This is a genomic window from Micromonospora sp. NBC_01392 (assembly GCF_045040125.1).
GTDB lineage: Bacteria > Actinomycetota > Actinomycetes > Mycobacteriales > Micromonosporaceae > Micromonospora.
Genome location: NZ_CP109549.1, coordinates 1904003 through 1926331 on the forward strand (window position 1 = coordinate 1904003; position 22329 = coordinate 1926331).

Below are 22329 nucleotides of genomic sequence, written 5' to 3' on the forward strand. Positions count from 1 at the left end.
TCAGTGGACGTCCCCGACGTCTCTCGAACATACATCAACGCAGTGTGAGGGTCCTGTCACCATACGGCATCCTGCCGGAAGGCGGCGATGCGGAGGTGCGGAGATGCCCAGGTGGAAGTGGTTCCAACGCGAGAACGAGCCGGTCGACGTGGTGCAGCCGGCCACGGCCTGTCCCGACCGGGTCGACTTCCACCATCGGCAGCCCTGCTCGCGATGCCTGTCGGGCGGCGGCTGCGAGCGGCTCGCGCGAGCCGGGGAGACGCTGCGCGCGTGGCGGGACCGGAATGGGACCGATGACGCTGAACGGCGGTGATGTCCTGCTGGGCACCAGGGCGGCGAGCGTCCAGTTCACGAAACCGGTCCGGTTCCGCGTGATCAAGGACGTCACGGACGCCGCCACCTTCGACGGCTGGCGTTGGATCGACGCTACGAGTTGGACGCGAAGGGTGAGGCGGTCCGGCGGCGCATCTTCGTGCGGTCGAGCGGGCTCCGGGTGGCGCATCGAGCCGTGGGTGACGACCGGGTGCGGCTCCCCGCCCGCTGAGGAGCCGACGGGTCAGGCGCGTCCCTGCCAGGTGCACAGGCAGACCCGGTTGCCGTCCGGGTCGGCGAGCACCCAGAAGTTCGGGGCCTCCGCGTCGCTGACCAGCGTGCCACCGGCCGCGAGCGCCGCCTCGATGCGCGCCGCGACAGCGGCCGGGTCGACCCACACGTCCGGATGCCAGCGCTGCCGGGGCTCCTCGCCGCCGGACGCCTGGAACCAGATCGTGGGCAGCGCGCCGGCCGGGTCGCGTACCTCGTCGTCGGTGGCGTCCGCGCCGCCCGGTCGCTCCCACGCCAGGATCGCCCGCCAGAACGGCGCGACGGCGGCGTGCTCCGGGCTGTCCAGCGCGAACTCCAGGCGGGACAGCCCGGCCGGGGACGGCGACAGGCCGGCATCGGCGGCGAGCGCCGAGATCGTCCGGGCCAGGCGCACGTCCCGCCCGGTGACGCCGCCCGCGTCGTGCGACCACAGCCGCACGTCCACGAAGGTGTAGCGCAGGTCCAGGTCGGGATGATGGTCCACCCGCTCGGCCTCCGCGCCGACCGCGGCCACCAACGCCAGACCGGCCGCGAAGTCGGGGGTACGGATGCGGGTGTGCAACGCGCCCAGCAGGTACGTCCACCCGTCCAGCCCGGCGTCGGCGATCTGTGCTCCGGTCAGCGTGGCCACCGGGTCATCCTGACGCGCGTCCCGCCGACCCGCCAACCCGGGGGCGCATCGCCCCTGTCCAGGGTGGGTGAGCGGTGCCAGACTGGCCGCCATGGAGCAGCATCTCTACCAGCCCGTGCACGACGAGTTCCGGGACCTGTGCCGTCGGTTCCTCGCCCGGGAGGCGGTGCCGCACCACGAGCGGTGGGAGGCCGAGGGCGTCGTCGACCGCGCGGTGTGGCGCAAGGCGGGCGCGGCCGGGCTGCTCGGCCCGGACGTGGACCCGGCGTACGGCGGCGGCGGGCAGCGTGACTTCCGGTTCAACGCGGTGCTCGACGAGGAGATCATCGCGGCCGGCTGCACCGGTCTGGGTTTCGGCCTGCACAACGACGTGGTGGCGCCGTACCTGACCGAGCTGACCACCGCCGACCAGCGCAAGCGCTGGCTGCCGGGCTTCTGCTCGGGTGACCTGGTCACCGCGATCGCGATGAGCGAGCCGGGCGCGGGCAGCGACCTGGCCGGCATCCGCACCACCGCGGTCCGCGACGGTGATTCGCTGGTGCTCAACGGCCAGAAGACGTTCATCACCAACGGCGAGCTGGCCGACCTCGTGGTGGTGGTGGTGAAGACCGCCCCGGAGCAGGGCGCGCACGGGGTGAGCCTGGTGGTGGTGGAGCGCGACACGCCGGGCTTCGGCCGGGGGCGTCGGCTGGCCAAGGTCGGGCTGAAGGCCAACGACACCGCCGAGCTGTTCTTCGACGACTGCCGGGTGCCGGCGGAGAACCTGATCGGCGCCGAGAACCAGGGCTTCTACCACCTGATGGCCAACCTGCCCCGGGAGCGGCTGAGCATCGCGGTCGCCGCGGTGGCGGCCTGCGAGAAGCTGCTCGCGCTGACGCTGGAGTACGCCCGCTCGCGGGAGGCGTTCGGCCGCCCGATCGGCTCGTTCCAGCACAACCGGTTCCTCCTGGCCGAGCTGGACACCGAGGTCACCATCGCGCGGACGTTCGTGAACCACTGCGTCGCCGAGCACGACGCGGGCCGGCTCTCGGTGACCGACGCGGCGAAGGCGAAGTGGTGGACCACCGAGTTGCAGACCCGGGTCGCCGACCGGTGCGTGCAACTGCACGGCGGGTACGGCTTCATGGCGGAGTACCCGGTGGCGAAGGCGTGGCTGGACAGCCGGGTGCAGACCATCTATGGCGGCACCACCGAGATCATGAAGGAGATCATCGGCCGCGGCCTCGGCCTGTAGCGAAACCGGGTGCCGGCCGGTCGGTCCGGTGCGGAAGGATGGGGCACCCGTCCCCACCAGGAGCGCCATGGCCACCGACCTGACCGCGCCGGCCCCGCCCCGGCCCGATGTCGCCGCCATCCAGCGGCGTACCCTCCGGCTGCTCTTCCTCACCCAGATCGTCGGCGGCCTCGGCGTGGCCATCGGCATCTCGGTCGGCGCGCTGCTCGCCGCCCGGATCGCCGGCACCGCCCTGGCCGGGCTGGCGCAGAGCGCCGGGGTGGTCGGCGCGGCGCTGCTCGCCGTGCCGGTGACCCGGCTGATGGCGGCGCGCGGGCGGCGCCCCGGTCTGGTCCTGGCCTACCTGATCGGCGCGACCGGCGGCGTGCTGGTGGTGGCCGCCGCGGTGACCCGTCTGGTGCCGCTGCTCTTCGTCGGCATGCTGCTGTTCGGCGGCGGCACGGCGGCCAACCTCCAGGCCCGCTACTCGGCGGTGGACCTCGCCGAGCCGGCGCGTCGGGGCCGGCAGTTGTCGCTTGTGGTCTGGGCCACCACCATCGGCTCGGTGACCGCGCCGAACCTCGCCTCGTTCGCCGACGACGCCACCCGGGGCTGGGGCGTGCCGACGCTGGCCGGGCCGTTCGTCTTCAGCGCCGTCGCGTTCGTGCTGGCTGCCGTCGTACTCTTCGCGTTGCTCCGGCCGGACCCGCTGCGCACCGCGCGCCGGCTGGCGGCGGCCGAACCGGCCGCTCCCGCCGGCCCGGACCGGGCGGTCACCCGCCGCGGCGGCATGGTCGCCGCGTGGCGGACGGTACGCCGGCGGCCGGCCGCCCGCCTCGGCATCGCCGCGGTCGCGGTGGGGCACCTGGTGATGGTCGCGGTGATGTCGATGACCCCGGTGCATCTCGGCGAGTGGCACTCCGACGCGGACGTGCTGCGGGTGGTCGGCATCGTGCTCAGCCTGCACATCGCCGGCATGTACGCGTTCTCGCCGGTGGTGGGCTGGCTGACCGACCGGCTGGGGCGGCGGCCGGTGATCCTCGGCGGCGTGGCGCTGCTGCTGGCCGCGTGCGCGGTGGCCGGCACCGCCGGGCACCACACCCCGCCGCTCTCGGTGGGGCTGGCGCTGCTCGGGCTGGGCTGGTCGGGCACCATGGTGGCGGGCTCGACGCTGCTGTCGGAGTCGGTGCCCGCCGCCGACCGGCCCGGCGTGCAGGGCCTCTCCGACCTGCTGATGGGGCTGGCCGGGGCGGGCGCGGCGGCGGTGAGCGGGTTCGTCATGCGGGCCGTGGGGTACCCGACGCTCACCCTGCTGGCGGCGATCGCGGTGGTGCCGCTGGTGGCGCTGGCGGTGCGGCGTCCCGGCGCGGAACCACTCGACGAGGAGGGCTGAACAGGTGCGGCTGACCGACTTCTGGACGCGTCTGGAGGAGGCGTTCGGGCCGGGCTACGCGGCCAGCATCGCCAGCGACCAGGTGCTGTCGCAGCTCGGCGGGCGGACCGTCGAGCAGGCGCTCGCGGCCGGTGAGGAAACGCACGTGGTGTGGCGCGCGGTGGTCGCCGCGTATCCCGACCGCGTGCCCGCACGACTACGCTGAGCAGCCTTTTCTCTGGTTCCGCGTGTCGCTTGCCCAGTCGTACACCTGTTCGGCTATTGTCCACAGCGGGGTGCTCGTCCACAGCTCACGGCCCGTCGGCTGGTTTTCTGTCGGACCCAGCGCCTAGCGTGTCCCGCGTGACGCGAAGCTCAGGAAAGACGCCGGCGAAGGCAGGGGTGGCAACGATGGCGGCAGGTCCTGACCGGGAGAAGGCGCTAGACCTTGCTCTCGCTCAGATCGACAAGCAGTTCGGCAAGGGTTCGGTGATGCGGCTGGGGGAGCGGCCCGTCGTGCAGACGGCGGTCATCCCCACCAGCTCCATCGCGCTCGACGTGGCGCTCGGCGTGGGCGGTCTGCCCCGCGGCCGGGTCGTCGAGATCTACGGTCCGGAGTCCAGCGGTAAGACCACCGTCGCCCTGCACGCGGTGGCCAACGCCCAGCGGGCCGGCGGCATCGCCGCGTTCATCGACGCCGAGCACGCGCTCGACCCGGAGTACGCGAAGGCGCTCGGCGTCGACACCGACGCCCTGCTGGTCTCCCAGCCGGACACCGGCGAGCAGGCGCTGGAGATCACCGACATGCTGGTCCGCTCCGGCGCGATCGACATCATCGTGATCGACTCGGTCGCGGCCCTGGTGCCGCGCGCCGAGATCGAGGGTGAGATGGGCGACAGCCACGTCGGCCTCCAGGCCCGGCTGATGAGCCAGGCGCTCCGGAAGATCACCGGCATCCTCAACAACACCGGCACCACCGCGATCTTCATCAACCAGCTCCGCGAGAAGATCGGCGTGATGTTCGGCAGCCCGGAGACCACCACCGGTGGTCGGGCGCTGAAGTTCTACGCCTCGGTCCGGCTCGACGTGCGCCGCATCGAGAGCCTCAAGGACGGCACCGACGTGGTCGGTAACCGCACCCGGGTCAAGGTCGTGAAGAACAAGGTCGCCGCGCCGTTCAAGCAGGCCGAGTTCGACATCATGTACGGCAAGGGCATCTCCCGTGAGGGCTCCCTGATCGACGTCGGCGTGGAGCAGGCGATCATCCGCAAGTCCGGCGCCTGGTACACCTACGACGGCGACCAGCTCGGCCAGGGCAAGGAGAAGGCCCGCGAGTTCCTCCGCGAGAACCCGGACGTGGCGGCCGAGATCGAGAAGAAGATCCTGGAGAAGCTCGGCGTCGGCACCGGTGGTGCGGGCGACGCCGCCGGCGGCCCGGAGTTGCCGCCGGTCGACTTCTGATCCGCTGACCAGTGGCAGGACGACGCGCCCGTACGGGACGGGGCTGGGATGCCAGCCCATCCCGTACGGGTGACGCCACCGGCGCGCCCCAGCCCCGCCGTGGCCGCCGTGGTCGCGCGGCGGAGTCCGATCCGGGGGAGGCTCCGGCTCCGCCGCGCGACGAGGCCGAGCTGGCCCGGGAGATCTGCCTGCGGCAGCTCGCCACCCGACCGCGCACCCGGGCCGAGCTGGCCGGCGCGCTCGCCCGGCGCGGCATCTCCGAAGAGGTGGCCGAGCAGGTCCTCGACCGTTACGACGAGGTCGGCATCGTCGACGACGCGGCCTTCGCCCAGGCCTGGGTGAGCAGCCGGCACACCGGCCGTGGGCTGGCCCGCCGGGCGCTCGCCAACGAGCTGCGCCGCAAGGGCGTCGACGACGAGCTGGCCGGCGCGGCGCTGGACGGGATCGACGAGGAGGCCGAGGCGGAGACCGCCCGCGCCCTGGTGGACCGGAAGCTGCGCACCGCCCGGGGCGAGCCCGACGCGGTGTTCCGGCGTCTGGTCGGCATGCTGGCGCGTAAGGGCTACCCGGCCGGCGTGGCGATCCGCGCGGTGAAGGACGCGCTGGCCGCGCAGAGCGCCGAGGCGGCGGAGTTCGCCGAGCACATCGACGCCGACGCCCTGGCCGACGCGGAGAACGACCTCGACGCCCGCCGGCACGACTGACCGTCCGGGCCCGGACGCGACCCTCCGGCGCCGGTGGCCTCGCGGGCGCCATGGCAGAAGGGGTGCACACCGGTGCTGAAGGCGTGTCTGAACGGCGGGCGGCGACGGGACGAGCACCCCGCCGTCCCGCTCACCCCGGCCGAGTTGGCCGCCGACGCCGCCCGCTGCGCGGCCGCCGGGGTGGCCGCGGTGCACGTGCACCCGCGTGACGACAGCGGCGTCGAGTCCCTCGACCCGGCCGTGATCGCCGCGGCGGTCGACGCCGTCCGGGCCGCCTGCCCCGGCCTGCCGGTCGGGGTCAGCACCGGCGCCTGGATCGTGCCCGACCCGGCCGAGCGGGTGGCCGCGGTGCGCGCCTGGACGGTGCGGCCCGACTTCGCCTCGGTCAACGCCCACGAACCGGGCGCGGCGGCGGTCGCGGCGGCCCTGCACGAGCGCGGCGTCATGGTCGAGGCCGGCCTCTGGACGGTGGCGGCGGTCGACGCGTGGCGTCGCTGGCCGACTCCGACCGGCCGGGTCCTCGTGGAGTGCATGGCCGAACCGGCGGAGGCGGCGCTCGCCGATGCGGTGGCGATCCTCGCCGCGCTGCCGACCGGGTGCCCGCCGGTGCTGCTGCACGGCGAGGGTCCGGCCACCTGGCCGGTGTTCGCCGAGGCGGTCCGGCGGGGCCTGCACACCCGCATCGGCCTGGAGGACACGCTGCTGCTCCCGGACGGCAGCCGCGCGCCGGACAACACCGCCCTGGTCGTCGCCGCCCGGCAGCACGCCCCGGGGGATGGGGTCTGAGCAGCCGGGAAATGTCACGCTAGGATGACAGGCGGCGAGGTTTGTCCGGCCCTGTCCGGCATATTCTCAGCAATCCGTGACGGCTCAACTTCTCTCCGTCCGGGTGGTTTGATCATGACTCCTTGACCGAACGGGTCCTCGCGACCTAGCCTCGCCATACAGGCTCACTTTGCCCGACCAGCGCAGGCTAAGCGCACAACATAGATCGCGTAACAGAACAGCATCACTTTGGCCAGCTTCACCGGCCCTTGACGGCAGCTCCGGACCCGGTCCGGAGCGTCCGACAACTGCAACCGGCCGCCGGCGGTTCCCCCGAAGGGGCACCGCCGACGGAAAGCTGCCCACAGCCAGCCGCTCCGGTCGGGCGTCCAGAGTCGCAGGCGCGTGCCCGTCGGCGCGTGTCCTGCGGCGCCGACGTTCAGGGGAGGCGGCCATGGCGCGGCGGCACAGGTTCACCGGCGGTCTGCGATGAGCGCCTTCGACGTCGTCCTCCTCGTGGTGGTGCTGCTGCTGGTCGTGGTGGTGGTCGGCGCCGTGCTGTTCGGTGTGCGGGCGCTCCAGCGGCTCAGCCTGGCCCCGGCACCGGAGGACCCGGCCTTCATCGCGGAGAAGGACCGGCAGGAACAGTCCCTGGCCGCGTTGCGTACCGCCGCCGACGAGGTCAACAGCACCATCGACGTGGCGAAGTCGGCCGCCTCCGCGGCCCGGGCCGAGGCGGCTGGCGCGAAGGCCGAGGCGAAGGCAGCCCGGGCGGAGGCGCGACGGGTGCTCGACGATGCCCGCGCCGAGGCCGACACCGTGCTGGAGCGGGCGCACAAGCAGGCCGAGGCGGACGCCGAGCAACTGCGTACCACCGCCCGGCGCAGCGGCGAGCGGGAGGTCGCGGTGCTCGCCGCCACCACCCGCGAGCAGGCCGCCGAGGTGGAGCGCCGGGCGGCGAGGATGGACGAGCGGGAGCGGCTGCACACCGAGGAGGTGGAGCGGCTCGCCGAACGGGAGCGGCAACTCACCGCCGCGACCGCCGCGCTCGCCGCCCGGGAGGCCGCGCTGGCCGAGCGCGAGCGGGCGCTGACCGAGGTGGAGGAGCAGCGCCGCCGCGAACTGGAGCGGGTGGCCGGGCTGACCGCCGACGCCGCCCGGGCCGAGCTGGTCGAGTCGATCGAGGGGCAGGCGAAGCGGGAGGCCGCGCTGCTGGTCCGGGAGATCGAGTCGGACGCGCGGGGCACCGCCGAGCAGCGCGCCCGGCACATCGTGGTGGACGCCATCCAGCGGGTGGCCAGCGAGCAGACCGCGGAGAGCGTGGTGAGCGTGCTGCACCTGCCCGGCGACGAGATGAAGGGCCGGATCATCGGCCGGGAGGGGCGCAACATCCGCGCCTTCGAGTCGGTCACCGGCGTCAACCTGATCATCGACGACACGCCCGAGGCGGTGCTGCTCTCCTGCTTCGACCCGGTCCGCCGGGAGGTCGGCCGGCTGACGCTGGAGAAGCTGGTGCTGGACGGCCGGATCCATCCGCACCGGATCGAGGAGGTCTACGACCTGGCCCGCCACGAGGTGGAGGAGCTGTGTCACCGGGCCGCCGAGGACGCCCTGGTCGAGGTGGGCATCACCGAGATCCACCCGGAGCTGGTCACCCTGCTGGGCCGGCTGCGCTACCGGACGTCGTACGGGCAGAACGTGCTCAAGCACCTGGTGGAGACCGCGCACATCGCCGGCACCATGGCCGCGGAACTGCGCCTGGACGTGGCGACCATCAAGCGGTGCGCGTTCCTGCACGACATCGGCAAGGCGCTCACCCACGAGGTGGAGGGCAGCCACGCCATCATCGGCGCCGACCTGGCCCGCAAGTACGGCGAGGCCGAGGACGTGGTGCACGCCATCGAGGCGCACCACAACGAGGTGCCGCCGCAGACCATCGAGGCGGTGCTCACCCAGGCGTCGGACGCCTGCTCGGGCGGGCGGCCCGGGGCCCGGCGGGAGAGCCTGGAGGCGTACGTCAAGCGGCTGGAGCGGATCGAGGAGATCGCGGCCGGCAAGCTCGGCGTGGAGAAGGTCTTCGCCATGCAGGCGGGCCGGGAGATCCGGGTGATGGTCAAGCCGGACGACGTGGACGACATCGGCGCGGCCGTGCTGGCCCGCGACGTGGCCAAGCAGATCGAGGAGGAGCTGACCTATCCGGGGCAGATCCGGGTGACAGTGGTGCGCGAGTCCCGGGTCACCGAGATCGCCCGCTGACCGACGCGTGGGGATGGTGGCCGGTGCCGGCCGCCATCCCCACGCTGCTTTCGGTGCCTGTGGAAGCCGTCGCTCAACCCTGTGGTTCGGTCACCTGGGCGTCGTCCCGCGGTGCCGTCGCCTGCTTCGGGACCCGGAACCCGCGTCGCCGGGTACGCCGGTCGAGCCAGTTCGCCAGCGCGGTCACCAGCGAGTTGATGGCGATGTAGATGACGGCCACCACGATCGCGGCGGCGACCACGTTCCCGCGGTTCGCGGACAGGTCGTTGACGCCCCGCTGGAGCAGCTCGGGGAAGGCCACGATGTAGCCGAGCGCGGTGTCCTTGAGCAGCACCACGAGCTGACTGACGATCACGGGCAGCATGGCCCGGGCCGCCTGCGGCACCAGGATCAACTGCATCACCTGGCTCTTCCGCATGCCGACGGCGTACGCCGCCTCGGCCTGGCCCGCCGGGATCGAGCGGATGCCGGCGCGGAACGCCTCGGCGAGCACCGACCCGTTGTAGAGCGTGAGGCCGATGACCACGGACCAGAACGCCGACACCGGCCCCTGGATCAGGAACGGCACGCCGTAGAAGATGAAGAAGATCATGAGCAGCAGCGGGACGGCGCGGAAGAACTCCACGATCGCGCCGGCCGGAACCCGGACCCACCAGTGGTCGGAGAGCCGGCCGACCGCGAACAGGACGCCGAAGGCCAGCGACAGCACCATGCCGGTGGCGGCGGCGAGCAGGGTCTGCCGCAGGCCGGGCCAGATGAACTGGGTCCACGTGGACGCCTCGGTGAAGGGCTTCCAGAGGCTCCCCTCCCACTGCCCGGCCTGGTCGAACTTGGTGTAGACCCACCAGAGCAACGCCGCCAGGCCGACGCCGAAGACGACGCTGAGCACCGCGTTGCGGACGCGGGCCCGGGGCCCGGGGTGGTCGTAGAGGACAGAACTGGTGCTCATCAGCGCTTCACCGCCAGTCGGTTGGCCAGCCAGCCGAAGAAGTAGCCGGTGGGGACGAGGATCGCGGCGAAGGTGCCGGCGAACACCAGGAAGATCGGGATCACGGCGTCGCCGTTGTCGTTGATGAGCTGCTTCATCACGCTGGACGCCTCGATCAGGCCGATCGTGCCGACGATCGTGGCGTTCTTGCACAGCGCGATGAGCACACTGCCCAGCGGGGCGACCACGGCCCGCCCGGCCTGCGGCAGGATCACGATCCGCAGGGTCTGGAAGAAGGTCAGCCCGATCGCGCGGGCGGCCTCCGCCTGGCCGGCCGGGACGGTGTTGACGCCGGACCGGACCGCCTCGCAGACGAACGCGGCGGTGTAGACCGACAGGCCGACGACCCCGAGCCAGAAGTTGTTCAGGTCCAGGTCGTCGGAGAGGCCCACACCCAGCGTCGAGTAGAGGCCGAAGTAGCAGAAGAAGATGATCAGCGTCAGCGGTGTGTTGCGGAAGATGTTGACCCAGGCCGCGCCGAAGCCCCGCAGCACCGGCACGGGGGAGACTCGGAAGGCGGCGAGGAGCACACCGAGCACCAGCGCGAGGACCGCCGACGCGCCGGTCAGCTTGAGGATCCAGAGAAAACCCGACAGGTACGCGTCGAGGTTGGTCGGATCAGCGAATACGTGCATGCGTCGACTCCCGGGGCCCGTCGTCGGCGTCGTGACAGCCCAGGGCCGGCACCCCGTGGGATGCCGGCCCTGGAACAGGTCAGACGCTGCCGCAGTTGGTCAGCTTCGTGGTGTCCAGCTCGGGTGCGGCCTTGCCGCTCTTGCCCAGGGTCGCGTCCCAGGCGGCCTTGTACGTGCCGTCCGAGGCGGCGGTCTTGAGGATCTCGTTGACCTTCTCGCAGCCGTCCTTGTCGTCCTTCTTCAGGCCGATGCCGTAGGGCTCGGTGGAGAAGGTCTTGCCGACCACCTTGAACTTGCCGGCGTACTGGGACTGCGCGGCGTAGCCGGCGAGGATGATGTCGTCGGTGGTCACCGCGTCGACCTGGCCGCCCTCAAGCGCGGTGATGCACTTCGAGTACGCGTCGAACTGCTGGAGCTTGGCCTTCGGGTAGTCGGTCTGGATCCGCTTGGCCGGGGTGGAGCCCTGCGCCGAGCAGACCTTCTTGCCGTCCAGACCCTCCGGGCCGGCAATCGTGGAGTCGGCCTTGACCAGCAGGTCCTGGCCGGCGATGAAGTACGGGCCGGCGAAGTTGACCTTCTGCTTGCGCTCGTCGTTGATGGTGTAGGTGGCCACCACCAGGTCGACGGTGCCCTGCTGGATGAAGGGCTCACGGTTGGCCGAGACGGTGGTCTTCCACTCGATGTTGTTCGCGTCCACACCGAGGCCCTTGGCCACGATCTTGGCGATCTCGATGTCGAAGCCCTCGTACTGGCTGCCGGTCTGGATGCCGAGACCCGGCTGGTCGGCCTTCACGCCGATGACCAGCTTCTTCTGGTTCTGGGCCTTACCGATGATGCCCTTGGCCCCGCCGCTGCCGGACCCGCTGTCCCCGTCGCCGCCGCAGGCGCTCATGCCGAGCGCCAAGGTCGCCGCCGCGGCTACCGCCGCCACGCGCTTCATACGCATACACATCTCCTTCTTCGACGGAGCCGCCGGGACGACTCCACTACGGACGCTCAGTGCGTGAGGATCTTGGAGAGGAAGTCCTTGGCCCGCTCGCTGCGCGGGTTCGCGAAGAACTCGTTCGGCGGCGCGTCCTCGACCAGCTTGCCGTCGGCCATGAAGATGACCCGGTTGGCCGCGTGCCGGGCGAAGCCCATCTCGTGCGTGACCACCACCATGGTCATGCCGTCGCGCGCCAGCGAGGTCATCACGTCGAGCACCTCGCCGACCATCTCCGGGTCGAGCGCGCTGGTCGGCTCGTCGAAGAGCATCGCCTTGGGCTGCATGGCCAGCGCGCGGGCGATCGCCGCCCGCTGCTGCTGGCCGCCGGAGAGCTGGGCCGGGTACTTGTCCGCCTGGTTGGCGATGCCGACGCGGTCGAGCAGGGCCAGGCCGCGCTCGCGGGCGGCGGCCGGCTTCTCCTTGCGGACCTTGACCGGCCCGAGCGTGACGTTCTCCAGGATGCTCTTGTGCGCGAAGAGGTTGAACGACTGGAACACCATGCCGACCTCGCTGCGCAGCTTGGCCAGGGGCCTGCCCTCGGCCGGCAGCGGCTGCCCGTCGAACGTGATGGTGCCGTTGTCGATCGGCTCCAGCCGGTTGATGGCGCGGCACAGCGTCGACTTGCCGGAGCCGGACGGGCCGATGACCACGACCACCTCGCCCCGGCCGACGGAGAGGGACACGTCGTCGAGCACGTGCAGCGGCCCGAACCACTTGTTGACCCCGTCGAGCACGATCAGCGGGTCGCCCGTCGTCACGATCGTCCACCGTCCCTGTCGTCCGTGCCGGAACAGGGGGTCGGTCGACCCCCGGTTGGGCAACTGTAGGCGGGGTGATGTGGCGGAACGCAACTCAGTTGGTCACGGAGCGGTAACACCGGTCACCGGTGTGCCGGCGGGTCCCAATTCCGTCCCGGCCGGGGCGCCCGATTGGCGACGCCGCCATCTCGCGGAGATCATGGAGCGATGACGTTCCGGCTCACCGAGTACGCCCGTGGCGGTGGCTGCGCCTGCAAGATCCCGCCCGGTGAGCTGGAGGCGATGGTCGCCGGGCTGGGCCCGAGCGGCGGCGCGGCCGAGCTGCTGGTCGGCCTGGAGAACGGCGACGACGCCGCGGTGGTCCGGCTGGACGAGCGCACCGGCCTGGTGACCACCGCCGACTTCTTCACCCCGGTCGTCGACGACGCGTACGACTGGGGCCGCATCGCCGCCGTCAACGCGCTCTCCGACGTGTACGCCATGGGCGGCACCCCGCTCGTCGCGCTCAACCTGCTGTGCTGGCCGCGGGAGGTGCTGCCGCTGGAGTTGGCCCGGGAGGTGCTGCGCGGCGGGCAGGACGTGGCCCGCGAGGCGGGCTGCCACCTGGCCGGCGGGCACAGTGTGGACGACGACGGCCCGAAGTACGGCCTGGCGGTCACCGGGTTGGTCCGCCCGGACGAGTTGATCACGCTGGACGCCGGGCGGGCCGGGCTGCCGTTGTCGCTGACCAAGCCGCTCGGCGTCGGCGTGCTCAACACCCGGCACAAGCAGACCGGGGAGCGCTTCGCGGCGGCGGTCGACTCGATGACCCGGCTCAACCGGGACGCCGCCCGCGCCGCGGTGGCCGCCGGCATCCGCTGCGGCACCGACGTGACCGGCTTCGGGCTGCTCGGGCACGCCTCGAAGCTGGCCCGCGCCAGCCGGCTCACGGTGGCGATCGACACCGCCGCGGTGCCGTACCTGGAGGGCGCGCGGGAGGCGCTGCGCGACGGGTACGTCAGCGGCGGCACCCGGCGCAACCTGGAGTGGGTGACGCCGTGGACCGACTTCGGCGACGTCGACGAGGCCGAGCGGCTGCTGCTGGCCGACGCGCAGACGTCGGGCGGGCTGCTGGTGGCCGGCGAGGTGCCGGGCGGCACGGTGGTCGGCGAGCTGCTGCCCGCCTCCGACACGTTGATCCGGCTGCGCTGACCGGCGTGGCAGCGGTGCGGACGCGACACCGTACCCGATAAACTGTCATCTTCCCGCTACTCAGGGCAACGTCGCCCAGGGGAAATTTTGCCCGGAATGGTCACAGACCGGTAACTTGCCCCCGGTCGAGGTCAAATGCCCCCCACCATCGTCAGTAAGGCCCGATCCGGAGGCCGGTGGGACGAGCGCAGCGAGGAGGCGGCATGACCGAGCTGTGGAACTGGAGAATCGACGGCAGCGCGCCGGTGGAGGTCTACCCGGCGTTGGCCGAGGCACTCGGCCGGGTGGTGATGCCGCTCGCCGTCGCCGACCCGGTCCGGCTGCCCGCGTACGCGGTGGTCTGCGACGTGTGGGAGGCGCCCGGGGCGTACGGCACCGTGGTCGACTGTTACGGCGTGCCCGAACGCCTGCCCGAGCTGCCCGCCATCGCGGCCCTGGCCCGGGTGCTCGGCCGCAACTGCCTGATGCGCGACGACACGCTCGACGCCGGCCGGCACCTGCTGGTCGCCCCGGACGGCACGATCCGCCCGGTGCACCTCGACGTGGTCGAGACCGACGACGGCGAGGTGCTCAGCGACCAGCGGCTCTGCACGCTTGCCGACCCCGGCTGCCGGGGCTGGTCGCAGTGCCACCGCTCCCGGTGGGCCCCCGACTCGGTCGCCCCCGCGCTGGCCGCCGCCTGACCGGCCCCCACCCCCACCCGCCGGGCGGGACACGGGGGTGGGGCGGTCCGGGTGGCCCGGATACGCTGTCCGGGTCATGACTACCGCAGCCGCGGGCAGCCCGCGCACCTACCAGGTGCGCACGTACGGCTGCCAGATGAACGTGCACGACTCCGAGCGCATCTCCGGCCTGCTCGAAGACGCCGGCTACGTGCGCGCCGCCGAGTCCGCCGAACAGCCCGACGTGGTGGTGTTCAACACCTGCGCGGTCCGGGAGAACGCCGACAACCGGCTCTACGGCAACCTCGGCCACCTCCGCCCGGTCAAGACGAAGCACCCCGGGATGCAGATCGCGGTCGGCGGCTGCCTGGCCCAGAAGGACCGCGGCGAGATCGTCCGCAAGGCGCCCTGGGTGGACGTCGTCTTCGGCACGCACAACATCGGCTCGTTGCCGGCGCTGCTGGACCGGGCCCGGCACAACGCGGCGGCCGAGGTGGAGATCCTCGAGTCGCTGGAGGTCTTCCCGTCCACGCTGCCGACCCGGCGCGAGTCGACGTACGCGGGCTGGGTCTCCATCTCGGTCGGCTGCAACAACACCTGCACGTTCTGCATCGTGCCGTCGCTGCGCGGCAAGGAGAAGGACCGCCGCCCCGGCGACGTGCTCTCCGAGGTGCGCGCGCTGGTCGCCGAGGGCGTGCTGGAGGTGACGCTGCTCGGGCAGAACGTCAACTCCTACGGCGTGGAGTTCGGCGACCGGTACGCGTTCGGCAAGCTGCTGCGCGCCTGCGGCGACGTCGACCGGCTGGAGCGGGTCCGGTTCACCAGCCCGCACCCGAAGGACTTCACCGACGACGTGATCGCCGCGATGGCCGAGACGCCGAACGTCTGCCACTCGCTGCACATGCCGTTGCAGTCCGGCTCCGACGACGTGCTGCGGGCGATGCGCCGCTCGTACCGGTCGGAGAAGTACCTGGGGATCATTGCCAAGGTCCGGGCGGCGATGCCGGACGCGGCGATCACCACCGACATCATCGTCGGCTTCCCCGGCGAGACCGAGGCGGACTTCCAGCAGACCCTCGACGTGGTCCGGGAGGCCCGGTTCTCGTCGGCGTTCACGTTCCAGTACTCCAAGCGCCCCGGCACCCCGGCCGCCACCATGGCCGACCAGCTCCCCAAGCAGGTCGTCCAGGAGCGCTACGAGCGGTTGATCGCCTGTGTCGAGGAGATCACCTGGGCGGAGAACAAGAAGCTGGTCGGCGAGACCGTCGAGGTGCTGGTCGCCGTCGGCGAGGGGCGCAAGGACGAGCGCACCGGCCGGATGTCCGGCCGGGCCCGCGACGGCCGGCTCGTGCACTTCGCCACCGGTGACCTGGCCGGGCGGATCCGCCCCGGCGACATCGTGCACACCACTGTCACGTACGCCGCCCCGCACCACCTCAACGCGGACGGGGCACCGGTGGCGCACCGGCGTACCCGGGCCGGCGACGCGGCCGAGGCGGGACGCGCCCCGCGTACGCCCGGGGTGCTGCTCGGGCTGCCGACGGTCGGCGCGCCGGCCGAGTCGCCCGCCCCCACCGGCGGCTGCGCCGCCCACTGACTCACCCCCGCTCGCTCGGAAGGAGGGGCCCCTTCTTAACACCAGGTGTTGAGAAGGGGCCCCCTCTCTACCGAATGCGTTAAAAGGGGGCCCCTCCTTACACCATCAGCAGGCGGTGCCGTTGAGCTTGACGGTGGCGGGGGTGGCGGCGGTGCCGTTGGCGGTGAAGCCGACGGTCACCGAGGCACCCGGCGCCAGCGACGACGCCCAGTTCGGCGCGGCGGCCGTGACCGTGGTGCCGGACTGCGTGACGGTGGCGTTCCAGCCGCTGGCCAGCGTCACCCCGGACGGCCACGTCCAGGTGGCCGACCACGGGTTCAGCGCGGCGGTGCCGGTGTTCTTGACGGTCAGCTCGCCCTGGAACCCGCCGGCCCAGGCGTTGGTCTGCTTGTAGCTGGCGGTGCAGCCGCCGCTGGGCGCCGGCGTCGTCGGTGCCGGCGTGGTCGGTGCCGGCGAGGTGTTCGGGGTGCCGGTCGGGGACGGGCTGCTGGTGCTGCCGCCACCCGTCGGCGGGATCAGGTACGGCTGGAGGATGGCCTGCTTGGCCTGGTTGACGGTGGTCCAGTCGTCGTTGGCGATGCCGCCGGTGTCACCCGAGTTCGGGTTCCACGACCAGTAGGTGAACGACATGCCGTTGACCCCGGTGCCGGTGTAGGCCATCAGGTTCTCCAGCCAGACCTTGTCCTTCGGGTCCTGGAGTGTGGTGCCGAACTCGCCCATCATGATCGGCGCGATGTTCTGCTTGTAGAGGTAACCCCAGTACTTGTCCCAGATCGCCGGCATGTTCGCCGGGTAGCTCGGGTCGTCGAACCAGGCCTGCCGGTAGACCGAGGTGGCGTACTCGTGCGGCGAGTAGACCAGCCGGTTCGCCACGTTGAGCCGCACCGGGAACTGCCCGGCCTTGGACAGGTTGCCGCCCCACCAGCCGCAGTCCTCGTCGTTGCTGGGGTCGTTGTCCCAGACGTTCGACAGGCCGCCGCTCGGGCAGCTCACCCCCTCCACGAAGATCAGCCAGTTGGGCTGCACGCCGAGGATCGCGTTGCCGGCCCGCTCGGCGGCGAGCCGCCAGTCCCGGGCGGTGTCGCCGCAGCCCCAGCAGGCGCCGGTGGCGGCCGGGTTGGTGCCCTCGGCGTGCGGCTCGTTGTGCAGGTCCGCGCCGATCACCGTCGGGTTGTTCGCGTACCGCTGGGCCATCGTCTTCCAGTCGGCGATCCAGGTCGCCTCGGACACGCCCGAGGTGTACCAGAGCGGCGACTGCCCGGCCGAGGTCGGCCGGTGCCGGTCCAGGATGACCCGCATCCCCTTGCTGCCCGCGTAGTCGATGACCTTGTCCAGGATCTGCAACGGGGAGAGCCCGATCAGGTCCGGGTTGACGAAGTCGTTGATCCCGGTCGCCGTCGCGCCGGGCTTGATGGAGTCGTTCGAGAACGGGATGCGCAGCGTGTTGTAGCCCAACCGGGCCATGGTGTCGAGCTGGCCGCGCCACGGGTTGCTCGACCACAGGCCGTGGAACGTCTTGTTGTCGGTCTCCATGCCGAACCAGTTGATGCCGGTCAGCCGGACGGTCGCGCCCGTGCTGTCGACGATCTTGTTGCCGTTGGTGTGCAGGTAACCGGTGCCGGTGCCGCCGGCCGCGGCGACGGCCGGGGTGGTGCTGACGGCCGCGGCGACGAGGATGCCGGCCGCGGCGGTGGCGAGCGCCGTCAGGGCGCCGCCGAGGGCGGTGCGTCGGTGCATGGGAGCTCCACTTCGGATGCCCGCGCCGCTCGGGCGCCGCGGGCGGCAGGACCAGGAGGCCCGACCCGCTCGTCATCGAGTACGCGGACAGCGTCCGCCGGGCCGGTCACGTGGACGGCCAACCGCGGGGGAACACCGGCGACCCTCGACGGCGATGATCACCCGTCGACGCCCTGCGCCGGCATCACAACCTGACTCCGCCGCCCATTCTGATCAGCCCACCTCGATGCGTCAACACACCACCGCACCCCGCCCCCCTTTCCACGCTGATTCACGGAAAGAGTGCCTATCCGGCGTGGAATAGGCACTCTTTCCGTGAATGTGCGCGCGGGGGAGGGAGGGAGAGGGAGGGGGGAGGGTCAGCCGGCCTGCTCGGCCAGTTGGAGGAACTGGCGCTTGGACGCCAGCGCCTGCTCGGCCTCCTTGATGCGGCGGGTGTCGCCGGCCGCCTGGGCCCGGGCCAGCCGCTCCTCGGCCTCGGCCACCTGGGCGCGCATCTGCGCCAGCAGCGGATTGTCCTCCTTGGAGGTGCGCCGCCACGCCGAGTCCATCACCTGGCGGACCTTCTCGTCCACCGTCCGCAGCCGGCGCTCCAGGCCGGCGGCCGCCTCGCGGGGCACCCGGCCGGCCTCGTGCCACTGCGCCTGGATCTCCCGCAGCTTCGCCTGGGCGCCCTTCGGGTCGCCGTCGACGTCGAGCGCCTCGGCCTCGACCAGCAGCGCCTGCTTGCGCTCCAGGTTGACCTTCTGCTCGTTGTCCCGCGCCGAGAAGACCTCGCTGCGGCGGGTGAAGAACTCGTCCTGCGCGGCCCGGAACCGTTCCCAGAGCTTCTGCTCGGCCTCCTTGGCGGCGCGCGGCGCGGCCTTCCACTGGGCCATCAGGTCCTTGAGCTGGCCGGCGGTGACGCCCCAGTCGGTGGACTCCTTGAGCTTCTCGGCCTCGGCGACCAGTTCCTCCTTGACCGTCTGCGCCTGCTTGCGCTGCTGGTCGAGGGAGGCGAAGTGGGCGCCCCGGCGCCGGGTGAAGCCGTCCCGCGCGGCGGCGAACCGCTTCCACAGCTCACCGTCGGTCTTCTTGTCGACGCCGCGGATGGTCTTCCACTCGTCGAGGATCTCCTTGAGCCGGTCGCCCGCGGTCTTCCAGCCGGTCGACTCGGCGGCCAGCTTCTCGGCCTCCTCGACCAGGGCGGTCTTGCGGGTCAGCGCCTCGCCCCGGGCGGCCTCCCGGGCCGCCTTGGCCTCGCCGGCCTTCTCCTCGGCGACGGCGGCCAGCTTGTCCAGCCGGGCGGCCAGGGCGTCGATGTCCCCGACCACGTGCGCCTCGGGAAGTGACGCGCGGATCCGGCGGATCGTGGTCAGCGAGTGGCCGGCATCGGCCGCGCCCGAGTTGAGCCGGGCCTCGGTGAGGTCCACCTCGGTCACCAGGTCGGCGAAGCGCCGGGCGAAGTGGGCGAGCCCTTCCTCCGGGGCCCCCGCCTGCCAGGATCCGACCACCCGCTCGCCCTCGGCGGTCTTGACGTAGACGGTGCCGTCCTCGTCGACCCGTCCGAAGGCAGTCCAGTCGCTCATGTGCCCATCCTCGTTCTCCCGGCGCCGAGGGAACAGCCCTCGGTCGCCGCCACGGCGCAGCAAACTTTCTCCCGGCATTGTCACAGGTCCGCCCCCGTCCGTGTCGAGCGCCTGTCGTCGACCGTGACCATACGGTGTCGTACGCCCTCGATGACCGGATCGGCGCGGGACGCACCGGGGTGTCCCGCTAGGTTGGGGTCGTGCCCCTGGTCGCCGCCGCCGTCTGCCCCCATCCGCCGCTGCTCGTGCCCGAGCTGGCCGGCGCCGCCGCACCCGAGCTGGACGATCTGCGGGCCGCCGCCGACGCGGCGGTCGCCCGGCTGCTCGCCGCCGGGCCCGACGCGATTCTGCTCGTCGGCGGGGGACCGGAGACCGTCCGGTTCAACGCCGCCGACTCGGGCTCTCTGCGCGGCTTCGGGCTCGACCGGCCGGTGCGGCTGTGGAAGATCTCCTGCTCCGGCGGAGAGGTCCTGCCGCTGAGCCTGACCATCGGCGCCTGGCTGCTGAACCGCTCCGGCACCGGGCTGCCCCGCCTGGCCCGGTCGGTGGCCCACGACGCCGCACCGGCGGAGTGCGCGGCGTTCGGCGCGAGCCTGATCACCGACGACGATCCGCGGGTCGCGCTGCTCGTGCTCGGCGACGGGTCCGCCTGCCGGGGCGTCACCGCGCCGGGGTACGACGACCCGCGCGCGCCCGCGTACGACGATATGGTCGCCGCGGCCCTGGCCGGCGCGGACGCCGACGCCCTGCGCGGCCTGGACCCGGTGCTCTCCGCCGAGCTGCGGGTCGCCGGGCGGGCGCCCTGGCAGACGCTGGCCGGCGCGGTGGGCGCGGCGGGCGGCGACTGGCGCGGCGAGCTGAGCTACCACCGGGCGCCCTACGGCGTCGCCTACTTCGTGGCGAACTGGGAGCTGTCGTGACCGTCATCGCGGTGGTCGGGCCGACCGCGGCCGGCAAGTCGGCGCTGAGCATCGCGTTGGCGCACGCGCTCGACGGTGAGGTGGTCAACGCCGACTCGATGCAGCTCTACCGGGGCATGGACGTCGGCACCGCCAAGCTGACCCCGGCCGAGCGGGAGGGCGTGCCGCACCACCTGCTGGACATCTGGCCGGTGACGGAGCCGGCCAGCGTCGCCGAGTACCAGAAGCTGGCCCGCGCGGCGGTCGACGACATCCTCGCCCGGGGGCGGGTGCCGTTGCTGGTCGGCGGCTCCGGGCTCTACGTGCGGGCGGTGCTGGAGCAGTTCGAGTTCCCCGGCACCGACCCGGCGCTGCGGGAGCGGCTTGAGGCGGAGCTGGCCGAGGTCGGCGCGGCCCCGCTGCACGCCCGGCTCGCCGCCGCGGACCCGGTGGCGGCGGCCGGCATCCTGCCCGGCAACGGCCGGCGGATCGTCCGGGCGCTGGAGGTGATCGAGCTGACCGGCGCGCCGTTCACCGCGTCGCTGCCGGCGCCCACGCCGTACTACCCGTCCGTGCAGCTCGGCGTGGACCTGGACACCGCGACGCTGGACGAGCGGATCGCGCTGCGGGTGGACCGGATGTGGGCCGACGGCCTGGTCGACGAGGTGCGCACGCTGGTCGGCGCGGGGCTGCCGGCGGGCCGGACGGCCAGCCGGGCCCTCGGCTACCAGCAGGTGCTGCGGTTCCTGGCCGGTGAGCTGACCGAGACGCAGGCGTACGAGGAGACGATCCGGGCCACCCGCCGCTTCGTCCGCAGGCAACGCTCGTGGTTCCGGCGCGATCCGCGCGTGCACTGGCTCGACTCGGCAGCTCCCGGGTTCGTCGACGCGGCGCTGCGGATCGCCGTCGGGCATCGGGGATGATGGGACCGTGGAGTTCAGCAAGGGGCACGGCACCGGCAACGACTTCGTCATCCTGCCCGACCCGGACGGCACGCTCGACCTGACGCCCGGCCTGGTCGCCGCGCTCTGCGACCGACGGCGCGGGCTGGGCGGTGACGGCGTGCTGCGGGTGGTGCGCGCCGCGAAGCACCCCGACGGCGCCGCGCTGGCCGGCGAGGCCGAGTGGTTCATGGACTACTGGAACTCCGACGGCTCGTTCGCGGAGATGTGCGGCAACGGGGCCCGGGTCTTCGTGCGCTACCTGCTGGAGCGGTCACTTGTCGCCCCGTCGGGCGAGACGCTGCCGATCGCCACCCGGGCCGGTCTGGTCCGGGCCCGCGTCGAGGGCGCGGACGTGGCGGTCGAGATGCGCCGGCCCCGCCTGCACGACGCGGCCACCGCCACACTGGGCGGGCTGACCCTGACCGGCGCGGCGGTGGACGTCGGCAACCCGCACCTGGTGTGTGCGCTGCCGGCTGCGTTGGACCTGGCCGCCCTCGACCTCACCCGCGCCCCCGAGGTCGATGCCGCGACGTTCCCGGCCGGCGTCAACGTCGAGTTCACCACGCCCGGCGAGCCGGTCGACGGCACCGACGGGCACGTGCTGATGCGGGTCCACGAGCGGGGCTCCGCCGAGACGCTCTCCTGCGGCACCGGCGCGTGCGCGGTGGCGGCGGTGGCGTTGCGGGACATGGGCCGGGAGAACGGCGTCGTGGCCGTGGACGTCCCGGGCGGCCGCCTGACGGTCACCGTGACCGCCGACTCCTGCTGGCTGGCCGGCCCTGCCGTGCTGGTCGCCACCGGCGCCCTGACCCGCGCCGCCCTGCGCCCCTGACTCGTGCCTCCCCGGCCGGTGCCGGTCGTGCGGGGTGTTCGCCTTGCACGGGGGCGTCGCCCGAGCTGGGGGCGTTCGCCTTGCACGGGGGCGTCGCCCGAGCTGGGGCGTCGCCCGCACAGGGGCATTGGTGACGTTGGGTAACGGCCCGGGAGACGGATGGGCTCAGGAGCGATATACCGACTGGTCATATTTATGACGCAGCGGTATATCGCTGCACAGTCGCACCTCTACCGGCCGCGACACGCCGGCCCGCGACACGCCGGCGGCGGCGCCGGCGGCGGCAGCTTAGGACAAGCGGCCAGGCGGCGCGGCAGGCAGCCGAAGGCGGGCGGCCAGACGGCGCCGCATGCAGCGAAGGCGGGCGGCCAGACGGCGCCGCATGCAGCGAAGGCGGGCGGCCAGACGGCGCCGCATGCAGCGAAGGCGGGCGGCCAGACGGCGCCGCATGCAGCGAAGGCGGGCGGCCAGAGGGCGCGGCATGCAGCGAACGCGGGCGGCCGGGCCCCGGGGGGTGGCAGCCGAGGCGGGCGGTGGGGAAGGCGGGTG

At 72.7% G+C, this 22329-nt stretch carries 21 protein-coding genes; 14 read left to right on the forward strand and 7 right to left on the reverse strand.

Annotated elements, in window-relative coordinates:
• Nucleotides 1-103 precede the first annotated feature (103 nt).
• Nucleotides 104-313, forward strand: coding sequence for a hypothetical protein (locus OG767_RS08905; RefSeq protein ID WP_405092967.1), 210 nt, complete (start codon nucleotides 104-106; stop codon nucleotides 311-313).
• A gap of 243 nt (nucleotides 314-556) precedes the next feature.
• On the opposite strand, the gene OG767_RS08910 is transcribed toward OG767_RS08905, so the two are convergent.
• Nucleotides 557-1213: a 4a-hydroxytetrahydrobiopterin dehydratase gene (locus OG767_RS08910; RefSeq protein WP_405092968.1), complete on the reverse strand. Its 657-nt coding sequence runs from the start codon at nucleotides 1211-1213 to the stop codon at nucleotides 557-559.
• A 91-nt stretch (nucleotides 1214-1304) separates the two neighbouring features.
• On the opposite strand from OG767_RS08910, the gene OG767_RS08915 reads away from it, so the two are divergent.
• From OG767_RS08915 to rny, 7 genes are all read left to right on the forward strand, one after another.
• Entirely contained in the window at nucleotides 1305-2447 is a 1143-nt protein-coding gene (locus tag OG767_RS08915) for an acyl-CoA dehydrogenase family protein (RefSeq protein WP_405092969.1), read from the forward strand.
• A gap of 67 nt (nucleotides 2448-2514) precedes the next feature.
• Nucleotides 2515-3819, forward strand: coding sequence for an MFS transporter (locus OG767_RS08920; protein WP_405092970.1), 1305 nt, complete (start codon nucleotides 2515-2517; stop codon nucleotides 3817-3819).
• A 4-nt stretch (nucleotides 3820-3823) separates the two neighbouring features.
• A complete protein-coding gene (locus OG767_RS08925) occupies nucleotides 3824-4024 on the forward strand; it encodes a DUF3046 domain-containing protein (protein ID WP_018785963.1) in 201 nt (66 codons plus the stop codon).
• A 185-nt stretch (nucleotides 4025-4209) separates the two neighbouring features.
• Nucleotides 4210-5259 (forward strand): recombinase RecA, encoded by a 1050-nt coding sequence (gene recA / locus OG767_RS08930; RefSeq protein ID WP_107159085.1) that lies wholly within the window; start codon nucleotides 4210-4212, stop codon nucleotides 5257-5259.
• Between the two features lie 11 nt (nucleotides 5260-5270).
• Nucleotides 5271-5963 carry a regulatory protein RecX gene (locus tag OG767_RS08935; RefSeq protein WP_405092971.1) on the forward strand — a complete coding sequence of 231 codons (693 nt, stop codon included), beginning with the start codon at nucleotides 5271-5273 and terminating at the stop codon, nucleotides 5961-5963.
• Between the two features lie 72 nt (nucleotides 5964-6035).
• Nucleotides 6036-6749 carry a 3-keto-5-aminohexanoate cleavage protein gene (locus OG767_RS08940; protein ID WP_405092972.1) on the forward strand — a complete coding sequence of 238 codons (714 nt, stop codon included), beginning with the start codon at nucleotides 6036-6038 and terminating at the stop codon, nucleotides 6747-6749.
• A 468-nt stretch (nucleotides 6750-7217) separates the two neighbouring features.
• Nucleotides 7218-8984, forward strand: a complete 1767-nt coding sequence (gene rny, locus OG767_RS08945; RefSeq protein ID WP_405092973.1) for a ribonuclease Y — start codon at nucleotides 7218-7220, stop codon at nucleotides 8982-8984.
• Nucleotides 8985-9057: 73 nt separating this feature from the next.
• On the opposite strand, the gene OG767_RS08950 is transcribed toward rny, so the two are convergent.
• The 4 genes from OG767_RS08950 to OG767_RS08965 all read right to left on the reverse strand — a co-directional run bounded on the left by OG767_RS08950 (nucleotide 9058) and on the right by OG767_RS08965 (nucleotide 12350).
• Nucleotides 9058-9933, reverse strand: a complete 876-nt coding sequence (locus OG767_RS08950) for an amino acid ABC transporter permease (RefSeq protein ID WP_405092974.1) — start codon at nucleotides 9931-9933, stop codon at nucleotides 9058-9060.
• Entirely contained in the window at nucleotides 9933-10607 is a 675-nt protein-coding gene (locus OG767_RS08955) for an amino acid ABC transporter permease (RefSeq protein WP_343442816.1), read from the reverse strand. Before OG767_RS08955 ends, OG767_RS08950 begins: the two co-directional genes overlap by 1 nt.
• A 79-nt stretch (nucleotides 10608-10686) precedes the next feature.
• A complete protein-coding gene (locus tag OG767_RS08960) occupies nucleotides 10687-11553 on the reverse strand; it encodes a glutamate ABC transporter substrate-binding protein (RefSeq protein ID WP_405092975.1) in 867 nt (288 codons plus the stop codon).
• Nucleotides 11554-11603: 50 nt separating this feature from the next.
• Entirely contained in the window at nucleotides 11604-12350 is a 747-nt protein-coding gene (locus OG767_RS08965; protein WP_405092976.1) for an amino acid ABC transporter ATP-binding protein, read from the reverse strand.
• A 207-nt stretch (nucleotides 12351-12557) separates the two neighbouring features.
• On the opposite strand from OG767_RS08965, the gene selD reads away from it, so the two are divergent.
• From selD to miaB, 3 genes are all read left to right on the forward strand, one after another.
• Nucleotides 12558-13541 (forward strand): selenide, water dikinase SelD, encoded by a 984-nt coding sequence (gene selD / locus OG767_RS08970; RefSeq protein ID WP_405092977.1) that lies wholly within the window; start codon nucleotides 12558-12560, stop codon nucleotides 13539-13541.
• A gap of 203 nt (nucleotides 13542-13744) precedes the next feature.
• Nucleotides 13745-14224: a hypothetical protein gene (locus OG767_RS08975; RefSeq protein WP_405092978.1), complete on the forward strand. Its 480-nt coding sequence runs from the start codon at nucleotides 13745-13747 to the stop codon at nucleotides 14222-14224.
• Between the two features lie 76 nt (nucleotides 14225-14300).
• Nucleotides 14301-15800: a tRNA (N6-isopentenyl adenosine(37)-C2)-methylthiotransferase MiaB gene (gene miaB / locus OG767_RS08980; protein ID WP_405092979.1), complete on the forward strand. Its 1500-nt coding sequence runs from the start codon at nucleotides 14301-14303 to the stop codon at nucleotides 15798-15800.
• Between the two features lie 105 nt (nucleotides 15801-15905).
• Here the strand turns inward: miaB and OG767_RS08985 are convergent, their stop codons facing one another.
• Nucleotides 15906-17537, reverse strand: coding sequence for a cellulase family glycosylhydrolase (locus OG767_RS08985; protein ID WP_405092980.1), 1632 nt, complete (start codon nucleotides 17535-17537; stop codon nucleotides 15906-15908).
• 359 nt (nucleotides 17538-17896) lie between these two features.
• Entirely contained in the window at nucleotides 17897-19105 is a 1209-nt protein-coding gene (locus OG767_RS08990) for a DUF349 domain-containing protein (RefSeq protein WP_405092981.1), read from the reverse strand.
• 200 nt (nucleotides 19106-19305) lie between these two features.
• Between OG767_RS08990 and OG767_RS08995 the strand changes: the two genes are divergently transcribed.
• From OG767_RS08995 to dapF, 3 genes are read left to right on the forward strand one after another with little or no spacing between them, the layout of a single operon-like run.
• Nucleotides 19306-20025: a hypothetical protein gene (locus OG767_RS08995; protein ID WP_405092982.1), complete on the forward strand. Its 720-nt coding sequence runs from the start codon at nucleotides 19306-19308 to the stop codon at nucleotides 20023-20025.
• A complete protein-coding gene (miaA, locus tag OG767_RS09000; protein ID WP_405094168.1) occupies nucleotides 20010-20927 on the forward strand; it encodes a tRNA (adenosine(37)-N6)-dimethylallyltransferase MiaA in 918 nt (305 codons plus the stop codon). The genes OG767_RS08995 and miaA overlap by 16 nt, the downstream gene beginning before the upstream one ends.
• A 7-nt stretch (nucleotides 20928-20934) precedes the next feature.
• On the forward strand, nucleotides 20935-21780 hold the full coding sequence (gene dapF / locus OG767_RS09005; RefSeq protein WP_405092983.1) for a diaminopimelate epimerase: 846 nt from the start codon (nucleotides 20935-20937) through the stop codon (nucleotides 21778-21780).
• Nucleotides 21781-22329: the final 549 nt, after the last annotated feature.

Coding starts and splice junctions, on each gene's coding strand:
- OG767_RS08950 (WP_405092974.1), bottom strand. CDS start 9,933: ATGAGCACCAGTTCTGTCCTCTACGACCACCCCGGGCCCCGGGCCCGC.
- selD (WP_405092977.1), top strand. CDS start 12,558: ATGACGTTCCGGCTCACCGAGTACGCCCGTGGCGGTGGCTGCGCCTGC.
- miaB (WP_405092979.1), top strand. CDS start 14,301: ATGACTACCGCAGCCGCGGGCAGCCCGCGCACCTACCAGGTGCGCACG.
- OG767_RS08905 (WP_405092967.1), top strand. CDS start 104: ATGCCCAGGTGGAAGTGGTTCCAACGCGAGAACGAGCCGGTCGACGTG.
- recA (WP_107159085.1), top strand. CDS start 4,210: ATGGCGGCAGGTCCTGACCGGGAGAAGGCGCTAGACCTTGCTCTCGCT.
- OG767_RS08975 (WP_405092978.1), top strand. CDS start 13,745: ATGACCGAGCTGTGGAACTGGAGAATCGACGGCAGCGCGCCGGTGGAG.
- OG767_RS08915 (WP_405092969.1), top strand. CDS start 1,305: ATGGAGCAGCATCTCTACCAGCCCGTGCACGACGAGTTCCGGGACCTG.
- OG767_RS08920 (WP_405092970.1), top strand. CDS start 2,515: ATGGCCACCGACCTGACCGCGCCGGCCCCGCCCCGGCCCGATGTCGCC.
- OG767_RS08960 (WP_405092975.1), bottom strand. CDS start 11,553: ATGCGTATGAAGCGCGTGGCGGCGGTAGCCGCGGCGGCGACCTTGGCG.
- OG767_RS08955 (WP_343442816.1), bottom strand. CDS start 10,607: ATGCACGTATTCGCTGATCCGACCAACCTCGACGCGTACCTGTCGGGT.
- OG767_RS08985 (WP_405092980.1), bottom strand. CDS start 17,537: ATGCACCGACGCACCGCCCTCGGCGGCGCCCTGACGGCGCTCGCCACC.
- OG767_RS08990 (WP_405092981.1), bottom strand. CDS start 19,105: ATGAGCGACTGGACTGCCTTCGGACGGGTCGACGAGGACGGCACCGTC.
- rny (WP_405092973.1), top strand. CDS start 7,218: ATGAGCGCCTTCGACGTCGTCCTCCTCGTGGTGGTGCTGCTGCTGGTC.